11 protein-coding genes are annotated in these 9,227 nt (G+C 49.2%); all 11 read right to left on the bottom strand.

What is annotated here, in order from left to right; translation table 11 throughout:
• Positions 1-509: spore maturation protein (locus tag H5U02_12135; GenBank protein MBC7343165.1), on the bottom strand; the 509-nt coding region annotated here is incomplete at its 3' end.
• 50 nt (positions 510-559) lie between these two features.
• Positions 560-994: a GerW family sporulation protein gene (ytfJ, locus tag H5U02_12140; protein MBC7343166.1), complete on the bottom strand. Its 435-nt coding sequence runs from the start codon at positions 992-994 to the stop codon at positions 560-562.
• Between the two features lie 645 nt (positions 995-1,639).
• Positions 1,640-2,152 carry an SMC-Scp complex subunit ScpB gene (gene scpB, locus H5U02_12145; GenBank protein MBC7343167.1) on the bottom strand — a complete coding sequence of 171 codons (513 nt, stop codon included), beginning with the start codon at positions 2,150-2,152 and terminating at the stop codon, positions 1,640-1,642.
• A complete protein-coding gene (locus H5U02_12150) occupies positions 2,127-2,912 on the bottom strand; it encodes a segregation/condensation protein A (protein MBC7343168.1) in 786 nt (261 codons plus the stop codon). The genes scpB and H5U02_12150 overlap by 26 nt, the downstream gene beginning before the upstream one ends.
• 3 nt (positions 2,913-2,915) lie before the next feature.
• Positions 2,916-3,434 (bottom strand): site-2 protease family protein, encoded by a 519-nt coding sequence (locus H5U02_12155; GenBank protein ID MBC7343169.1) that lies wholly within the window; start codon positions 3,432-3,434, stop codon positions 2,916-2,918.
• A gap of 194 nt (positions 3,435-3,628) precedes the next feature.
• On the bottom strand, positions 3,629-4,936 hold the full coding sequence (gene lysA, locus H5U02_12160) for a diaminopimelate decarboxylase (protein MBC7343170.1): 1,308 nt from the start codon (positions 4,934-4,936) through the stop codon (positions 3,629-3,631).
• Positions 4,937-4,959: 23 nt separating this feature from the next.
• A complete protein-coding gene (locus tag H5U02_12165) occupies positions 4,960-6,324 on the bottom strand; it encodes a TrpB-like pyridoxal phosphate-dependent enzyme (protein MBC7343171.1) in 1,365 nt (454 codons plus the stop codon).
• A gap of 93 nt (positions 6,325-6,417) precedes the next feature.
• Positions 6,418-7,434 carry a spore germination protein gene (locus H5U02_12170; protein ID MBC7343172.1) on the bottom strand — a complete coding sequence of 339 codons (1,017 nt, stop codon included), beginning with the start codon at positions 7,432-7,434 and terminating at the stop codon, positions 6,418-6,420.
• Positions 7,435-7,447: 13 nt separating this feature from the next.
• A complete protein-coding gene (spoVAE, locus tag H5U02_12175; GenBank protein MBC7343173.1) occupies positions 7,448-7,810 on the bottom strand; it encodes a stage V sporulation protein AE in 363 nt (120 codons plus the stop codon).
• A 16-nt stretch (positions 7,811-7,826) separates the two neighbouring features.
• Positions 7,827-8,843 (bottom strand): stage V sporulation protein AD, encoded by a 1,017-nt coding sequence (gene spoVAD / locus H5U02_12180; protein MBC7343174.1) that lies wholly within the window; start codon positions 8,841-8,843, stop codon positions 7,827-7,829.
• A gap of 34 nt (positions 8,844-8,877) precedes the next feature.
• On the bottom strand, positions 8,878-9,227 hold a 350-nt coding region (locus H5U02_12185; GenBank protein MBC7343175.1), incomplete at its 5' end, for a SpoVA/SpoVAEb family sporulation membrane protein.

Below are 9,227 nucleotides of genomic sequence, written 5' to 3' on the forward strand. Positions count from 1 at the left end.
ATGGTTGGCCCCACAATATCTGTGGGATTAATACTCCCGGCAGCAACTCGAATGCCTATGATGGTTGCCGGCAAGAGAGTAACGCACGAGGTATTGATGGCAAGAAAAGTGCACATCGCATCGCTGGCTTCGTCTTTGGATAGATTCAACTTTTGTAGCTCTTGCATTGCCTTGAGTCCAAAGGGGGTAGCAGCATTGCCTAGACCTAGGGCATTAGCGCTGATATTCATTGCCATAGCACTTACAGCTGGATGGTCCGGAGGAACCGAGGGAAATAGCAGCCGAGTGAAAGGCCGGAGTGCCCTTGCTATTAGTTGCATTAACCCGCCCTCTTCTGCAATGCGAAGAAGGCCTAGCCATAATGCCATTACACCTACTAACTCAAAGGCCACTTCTACAGCTTTTTGAGCCGAAAGCAGCGCCGTCTGGCTCACAACTTCAACCCGGCCAGTAGCAGCAGCCACGGCTATCCCCACTAGCAGAAGACTAACCCAAATGACGTTAACCAATATCTCCCCTCCCGTTACCAGATTATGTTATACAGGAGGGGGTTAGAACTTCAGCGACTTACCTGGCTTGTTTCTGCCTCAACTTTGGGTATATCCCTATCTGTATTATACCCCACAAACTTTTGTAAACGATCCAAGATTTGGGGGGTAATATCAATTAGGCGATCAACAATGGCATTTCCATCTACGGGAAGTAAGCGAATCTGCCCGTTACCAACAACTAAGAAGCCGACTGGCTGGACCGAAACCCCGGCGCCGCTACCCCCGCCAAATGGCAAGTCTCGCTCAGTTTCGGCTGCCTTGCCATCCATGGGGCTAAACTCGCTGCCGCCAGCAGCAAACCCGCAAGACACTCGGGAGACCGGTATGATTACAGTTCCATCGGCTGTTTCCACAGCTTCACCAACAACCGTATTCACATCAACCATTCCCTTTATGCTTTCCATTGCTGTACGCATTAATGCCTCGATCGGGTGGTCCGCCACAAAGGTCGCTCCTTTCGTCCGGCATTATCAGTAATCCACCACCACACGAAGCGGATGGCTGCAACTATAATATGGCCCAATCGCCACTTGAGTATGCACCAAAAGTCTAGGCCTAATTCCGGCTTGAGAAAGCGTGGGGAAACCGCGTACTTTACCTTATCAGGGAATACCACCCGCACCTTTGACTGCAAACAGCTACTCACCACTCCTAAGCAAGCCCAAGCTAACCCAGCACCTATGGCAGTAAAGTATGGTTGGGCAAACCCTAATCCTACATTTATGTGCAGAAGTTCGCACGTGGCTTGCTTTAAGAGCTTATTGCCAAGAACAAGAAGTGGGAAGATCCCAAATATCCGCCTTAAGAAAGAAAATTTCAGCCTATGTCCGCCAGGGGCATAGGTTCCTGCTAGAGCTTGGGTATAGTGCTGTATCCGGGAAAAGTCTATATTTCGGGGCCAACTTCCAATCCATAAAATGATCTTTCCCCAGGACTGGCTACCGGAAAGCACACATCTTACTTCAAGCTTGATAGGAAGGAGCACTATGAGGCAAAGGGTGCCTATGCTGAAGGTCAAAATAAGTGCTCTCACCTGCCACCACACTCCCGGCAAGGGGTTTAGGTCAACCTTACCTCGTTAACTAAGTTTATCCAGGTTGAGCCGTCTCTATAGGTGGCAGCTCACTTATATCTCTCAAGCCAAAATACTCCAAAAACAAATTTGTAGTGCCGTAAAGCACAGGTCTTCCTGGACCGTCACCTCTGCCTACCTCCTTAATCAAACCACGCTCTACAAGAGTGGCAATAACGCTCTCCGACTTTATCCCGCGAATGGACTCGATCTCCAGCCGGGTAATAGGTTGTCGATAGGCAACGATAGCTAAGGTTTCTAGGGCAGCGCGGGAAAGGGGCGAGTAAGGACGGGCAAAAAGCTTCTCCAGAACACTTGCATATTGGGGACGAGTAACTAGCCGATACCCCCCTGCAACTTCTTCCAATGCCAGCCCCCGTGATGGAGATCCATACCAGCCCTTAACCTCCTCCAAAGCAGCTAGGACTTCCTCTCTAGAGGCTCCAGTAGCTTTTACCATATCATCCAGTGACACAGGGCGAGAAGATACGAACAGGATACATTCAATGGCTGCGGGAAGCAAGCTCACTACCGCCTCCAGCCAACGGTTTGATCTTGGCAACCCAAACGTCGCCAAACAAGTGGTCTTGCTTGAGGGTTAACCAACGCTTGCGCGCCATCTCCAACAGGCTTACAAACACCGCTATCCTTTGCCTCAAACGCAAACCCGCGACTAAACGGCGGAAGCTTATTCCTCCATGGCAATGGCTTAGGACCTGCTTAATCCATTCTGTAACTTGTCCTAAGTTCACTTCTTGCCAACCCTGAGTAAAGCTATCTTGAGTAGAGTTCTTCCCTTGGCTCACGATTGCTGACGCTATCTTGCCTATCTCCTCTACAGTAATCCCCGGCAGTAAATCGCCATAAAACTTGGCTTCAAACCCGGCACCATGGTTGCCGCTCAGATAGACATTAATTCGTTGCTCCATTAGCTGGGCTAATTTTGCCGATACTTCCTTAAACTCCTTGTACTGAGTCAGGCGCTGAACCAACCCGTCTCTTGACTGAGGTACCATATGGCCAACTTCTATCTCGGTACCATCGCCATTTTGTATGTCATCCGTGGGCAAGAGGGTCTTTATTTTCATGCGCAGCAAAGTTGCTCCCACAAGCAAGAACTCGCTTGCTAGCTCCAGGTTGAATTCTTGGGCAGCCCGGAGATAACTCATGTATTGCCTAGTTATTTCTACAACTGAAATATCATTTATGCTAACTTGGTTTTGTTCTATGAGATACAAGAGGAGATCTAGGGGCCCCGAGAACTTGTCGATAGTGATGGGGTAACTCATAGGTTAAAACCCCAGCCCGCTAAGCCACAGTATGCTGTTTAGAACCCAACCTGCCAAAGGCCCTACAACCCTGGTTATAATTCCAGTCGCAACTAACAGTAGCAGTAATAACGGTCCATACGCTTCCAACTGGTAAATGTAGTTTGCCGTCTCCCGCGACACTACCCCTGCCAGCACCCTAGAGCCATCTAAAGGGGGAATGGGTACCAGATTGAAGACGGCTAGATAGACGTTAAATACCAGCATAGCCTCAAGAAACTGGTACGCGTATAGGCTAGATCCTGCGAAACGGATAGCTATAGCGCTTAGGTACCCGATGACTAAATTCATCAACGGCCCGGCCATAGCTACCAACATCATGCCCTTTTGGCGATCGATTCGGAAATAGAAAGGATTAACTGGAACAGGCTTGGCCCAGCCGAATTTGGCTAGAATTAGCAGCAGAGTGCCTAATACATCCAAATGGGCTAAAGGATTCAGCGTTAATCTACCACTATTTCGGGGCGTAGGGTCGCCCAGCATATCCGCTACTCGCCCATGAGCGTACTCATGAAAAGTAAGGGCAACCAGGATGGCCGGGATTGAAACTAGGATCCATACCGAGGACTCCGGCACCAAAGAATTTCTCCCTTCGTCTCAGCTGGCGTTTTTGCTCCCCCCATTATAGCATGCTCAACTGCGACCCTCAAAAACAAGTCGTATCAGCTAGAGCTGCTTTAATCGGTTAATAAGAGGTCGTGACTAATCAGGTCGGAATACGTTTCCCTTCGCACTATCATCCGGGCTTGTCCATCCTTTACCAACACCATGGCTGGCCTTCCCAGCCGGTTGTAATTACTAGCCATTGAGTAGCAATAGGCTCCGGTGGCAGGAACAGCAATGATGTCGCCTGCCTGGCAAGAAGCCAGTTCTAGATCCCAGGCCAGCATATCGCCGGATTCGCAACACTTGCCAGTAAGAGACACACAGTTAGTATCTGCATTCCGTGCCTTATTGGCTACTATAGCTTCGTATTTGGCATTGTATAGGGCGGGTCGGATGTTATCAGCCATTCCCCCATCCACCGCCACATAGGTTCTAACTCCAGGAATCTGCTTGGTGGCCCCCACTGTATAGAGGGTGGTACCTGCTGGCCCTACAATTGAACGCCCAGGTTCTACTATTAGCATGGGCTTTGGCAATTGAAGGTCCTCGCACTCTCTACTTACTGCCTTACTAACAGTCGAAACATACTCTTCAATGGTAGGAGGCGCATCTCCTGGAACATAGTATATTCCTAGTCCACCACCCATATTTAAAATGTCCACAGAAACCTGATACCGGTCCCTAATGGTCTTCATAAAAGCAACCATAGCTTTGGCTGCCAGTACATATGATTCTAATTCAAAGATTTGTGAGCCTATATGGCAGTGAATCCCTCGCAAGCTAAGCGTAGGCTCATCAATTACTTTTTTGACTGCCAGCAAAGCATCCCCATTTTCGAGAGTAAAACCGAATTTAGAATCAATCTGCCCGGTTTGAATAAACTCGTGGGTATGAGCCTCAATGCCTGGAGCGATTCGAAGTATAACATTAGCTGTAATGTGACGGCGGCTGGCCAGCCTGGACAACAGCTCAATTTCATGGAAATTATCTACCATGAAATAGCCGATCTTTCTATCTAGTCCCAAAGCTATTTCTGCTTCGGTCTTGTTATTGCCATGGAAAAAGATACGTTCTGGAGGAAAGCCGGCGGCCAAGGCCGTAAACAGCTCTCCTCCAGATACCACGTCCAGACCTAACCCTTCCTCTTTGATGATCTGGCAAATGGCTAAGTTCAGCAGGGCTTTCCCGGCGTAGACCGTTAACGCGTTGTGATAATGCTCACTAAAAGCCCGCCTATACCGCCGACAAGCATCACGCAAGCATTCTTCGTCCAAAACGTATAGTGGAGTTCCAAAGTGTTTCGCTAGTTGAACCGTATCGCACCCACCAATGGTTAAGTGCCCTTGTTCGTTGATTTGCATCGTGCCGCGAAGTTTCATGGAACACCCCTACGCTGTTTTTTCTACCCCGCCTGAGGCAACGCCTGCAGAAACGATGCTAGCTCCTCATCGGTTGGTTCCACATCAGAGATCTGCTCTGCCATATAAGCTTCATAGGCGCTGAGATCAAAGTGCCCATGTCCGCTGAGTCCGAACAGGATGGTCTTTTTAACTCCGTCTTTGCGGCACTGTATGGCTTCGGCAATTGCCGCTGCAATGGCGTGAGCGCTTTCAGGAGCAGGCAGTATACCCTCATTGCGGGCAAACAGTATGGCTGCTTCAAATACTTCCTTTTGCCCTACTGCTACAGCTTCAATTATCTTATCGTGATACAATTGACTTACCAAGGGGGAATCCCCATGATACCTCAACCCGCCAGCGTGAATGCCAGGCGGAACAAAGTCGTGTCCCAAAGTATACATCATCATCATCGGTGTCAGACCAGCAGTGTCGCCAAAATCATAAGCTAGCTTGCCCCTGGTTAAGGTTGGACAGGCCTTCGGTTCGACTGCCACCGCTCTAATTGGTTGACCTTTAAATTTATCTTGTAAAAACGGAAAACTTAAACCGCTGAAATTGGAACCTCCACCACAACAACCAATTACTACGTCTGGGTATTCGCCGACCTCCCTCATCTGCTGCCTGGCCTCGAGCCCGATAATACTTTGGTGCAATACCACATGGTTGAGGACACTACCTAATGAGTAATTAGTATCAGCATTCTTGACAGCAACTTCAACTGCCTCGCTAATAGCAATGCCTAAAGTTCCCGGAGAATCAGGGTCTCGAGCTAGTACTTGGCGCCCGGCCTCGGTTGTATCGCTTGGACTAGGAATCACCCTTGCCCCGAAAACTTCCATAAAAGAGCGTCGGTATGGCTTTTGTTGGTAACTTACCTTTACCATATACACTTCGCATGCCAGCCCAAAAAAGCTACAGGCTTGACTGAGAGCACTGCCCCACTGGCCAGCGCCGGTCTCGGTAGTCAACCGTCTGACTTTGGCCTTCTTGTTATAGTAAGCCTGAGCCACAGCTGTGTTTAGCTTATGGCTTCCTGCTGGGCTCACTCCCTCATACTTGAAATAGATATGGGCTGGTGTGTCCAAAGCCTTTTCCAGCCGCCAGGCTCGGTACAGAGGAGTCGGCCTCCACATTTTGTAGAGCTCGCGAACCTCGCCCGGGATTTCAATATATCGTTCCCGACTGACTTCCTGTTCAATCAAGGCTGGGGGAAAAATTGCCGCTAGATCATCCGGCCTCACCATCTCGCCCGTCCTGGGGTTCAAGGGCGGTGGTGGAACATTAGGCATATCGGCTTGAATGTTGTACCAATGAGTTGGTATTTGATCCTCCCTTAATAGGATCTTGCTAAACTCAGCTCGACTCATCTTCCTGGTCTCCTCTCCCATCAAAGTATGTAGTATGTGGTTTTGTTATAGCGTCATTATATGTGAAAAAGACCATGGCTGTCCAGGATATTTTCACCTGCGGCGCGGTTTTCTAGCCGGACCGGGCAAGGAATACTTCATTCCTGACTGCAAACCAGCAAATGCAGCTTTAATAGCTCGCCAGTTAAAAGGAACTAGAGGCCAAAGATAGGGTAGTCCAAAAGATTTGGTACCTGCTAACAGAGCAAACAGGAAGAGCAGCACCAATATGAAGCCGGCTAGACCAAAGACGCCAGTGGCAACAAGTAGCAAAATTCTCGCCAGGGTATTGGCCCAACTTAGGTCCACGTCAGGAGTTGCCAAAACCCCCAGTGCCACCAGAGTACTGTAAAACACCGTCTCTGGCGCCAATAGCCCAACCCCAACACCAACTTGGCCAGTGAGTATCAGCGCAATAAGAAGGAGGGGGGTACCAAGGCGATACGGTCCATTGGAAACCAAGAGACGACCCAGATCAAACACTAATTCAGTCATTAACAGTTGCCCTAGCAGACTCACCTGCCCAACTTCGAGGCCGCTTAGCCCCAAAAACCTTAGGGAGGAAGGGAGTAAACCAGGGTACAGTGATACCAATAACCACAGTGGGGTCAAGAAAATAGAAATTAGTATTGCTATAGCCCTTAGTAGTCGCACCAGCAACCGTGCCATGGGGCAAAGTCTATAATCGGTTGAAGCCCTCAGCAGGTCAAAAAGTGAGGTAGGAATAGCTGCGGCCCAAATACCGTCCTCCCCCAATACTACTAGATGCCCAGTTCGTAAATTGATCACGACGTCGTCTAAATTTTCAAGGCGGCGCATTAGTGGATAAGGGTGCCATTTATTTTTTCCATTAGTCAGGCCATCCAGTAACGTCTCGTTAGAAGGGAAATTAGTTAATTCCTGCAGAAGCTTGGATTTCACTGACTCGACAAGGGTTAATTCGACCAGCCCGTCAATATAGGCTAAAGCTAGTGAGTTAGAATCATTGCGGGGAGAGCTGAGGATGTCAATTCGTAAATCAGGATCCTCGAGCTGGGCCTTGAGATTGGCTACCGTTAGCCTGGTATTCATGGCGGTGCACTCGCTATTGCACTCCTGAAGGTCGGAAAAGAACAGCCATAACGTAACCAAAGACAACGGCGGCTGCTATTCCAGCACTAGTTGCCTCTATGCCTCCTGAAAAAGCACCGAGGATTCCTTTTGAGGCTATCCCCTTCGCAACGCCTTGAGCTAGGCTGTGTCCAAACCCGCTAAGGGGTATGCTAGCTCCAGCCCCTGCAAATTTCACCAGTGCGCCATACGCTCCGACGGAGCTGAGTATGGCTCCACCACATACGTAGCCCACCAAAATATGGGCTGGAGTGATCTTATAGGGCGTAAGATCCATGATCAACTGGCCTATGAGGCAAATCAAGCCCCCTATTAGAAAAGCCTTGAGCAGCATCATTGATGCTCACCCCCAGTTACACCATCTCTAAGGCTACTGCATGGCCAATGCAGGGTATTGTTTCCGCTTGCTCTGTTGAAGTCTTGCTCAGGAGCGCACCAGTTCCTATCCCAAGAACTCGCTTGTAAGTTCCGTCCCGCATTTTGTTTACTAACCAACCCGCAACCACCACAGCCGAGCAGGCACAACCGCTTCCACCGGCATGCACATCTTCCTCAGGACCAAAAATTAGTAAACCACAGTCCTGATAATTACTAGCCAAGTCATACCCTTCTGCTTCTGCCAACCTTAACGTCAGCTCTTTTCCCACCGCTCCTAGGTCACCAGTCAGTATCAGGTCATAGTCATTGGGACGTCGCCCTGTATCCCGAAAATGAGTAACAAGAGTGTCGACCGCAGCTGGAGCCATGGCTCCACCCATATCATTTGGGTCTTTTTGACCTAGACTAATTACCTTCCCAACAGTGGCATAGGTGATGCGTGGCCCCATCCCCTGTCGGCCCAACATGCACGCCCCAGCTCCGGTTACTGTCCATTGGGCTGACAAGGGCCGTTGAACACCTTGCTCGGTAGGAAATCGATATTGGCGCTCAGCTGTATCATAATGGCTGGAGGTGGCGGCTACTACATTGTTGGCAAACCCGCCATCAATTAGCATAGCTCCCAGCGCTAAACCTTCAAACATAGTAGAACAGGCTCCATACAGTCCAAGAAAAGGTATAGATAGCGACTGAGCAGCAAAATTTGCAGAGATGGTTTGGTTTAATAAGTCGCCTGATAGCAAGTAATCTATGTCTTGGTTCCGTAATCCCGCCTTAGCTATGGCTAGCTCGATAGACTCTTTCAGCATTTTTCTTTCGGCCCGTTCCCAAGTTTTCTCACCATAATACGAGTCAGGGACAATTCGATCGAAAGTGGCCCGCAACGGCCCTCTACCCTCCTTGGGGCCAACTACGGACGCGGCTGCAGCAATATAGGGAGGAAAAGAAAACTTTAAGGTCTGCTTACCCACTTTTTTTAGCGGCGCGCTCACTGGCAATCACCCTAAGACGACGCTAAAATGTTGCTTAACTAATATAAAAGAGTATAAGGCCTATTAGCACAGAAGTAATAAACCCATAAGTGAGAACAGGACCAGCTACAGTAAACATCCTAGCGCCGATTCCAAAGACGAAACCCTCCTTCCGATATTCCATAGCCGGTGCTACTATGGAATTGGCAAAACCGGTGATGGGGATGATGGCTCCCGCTCCACCTATCTTGGTTAAACGATCGTAAAGACCTAGGCCAGTGGCCAGTGCCCCACCAAATACCATGGTCATGCTTGTAGCCGAGCTGGCAGCTTCGAAGCTATAACCTAATTGCTGAAAATAGCCAAAAAGAGCTTGAGCTATTAAGCAAATCAAACCTCCAACTA

The organism is Clostridia bacterium (assembly GCA_014360065.1).
GTDB lineage: Bacteria > Bacillota > DSM-521 > Neomoorellales > JACIYF01 > JACIYF01.

Coding starts and splice junctions, on each gene's coding strand:
- H5U02_12150 (MBC7343168.1), bottom strand. CDS start 2,912: ATGAGTTACCCCATCACTATCGACAAGTTCTCGGGGCCCCTAGATCTC.
- H5U02_12155 (MBC7343169.1), bottom strand. CDS start 3,434: ATGCTGGGCGACCCTACGCCCCGAAATAGTGGTAGATTAACGCTGAAT.
- lysA (MBC7343170.1), bottom strand. CDS start 4,936: ATGAAACTTCGCGGCACGATGCAAATCAACGAACAAGGGCACTTAACC.
- H5U02_12165 (MBC7343171.1), bottom strand. CDS start 6,324: ATGAGTCGAGCTGAGTTTAGCAAGATCCTATTAAGGGAGGATCAAATA.
- H5U02_12170 (MBC7343172.1), bottom strand. CDS start 7,434: ATGAATACCAGGCTAACGGTAGCCAATCTCAAGGCCCAGCTCGAGGAT.
- spoVAE (MBC7343173.1), bottom strand. CDS start 7,810: ATGATGCTGCTCAAGGCTTTTCTAATAGGGGGCTTGATTTGCCTCATA.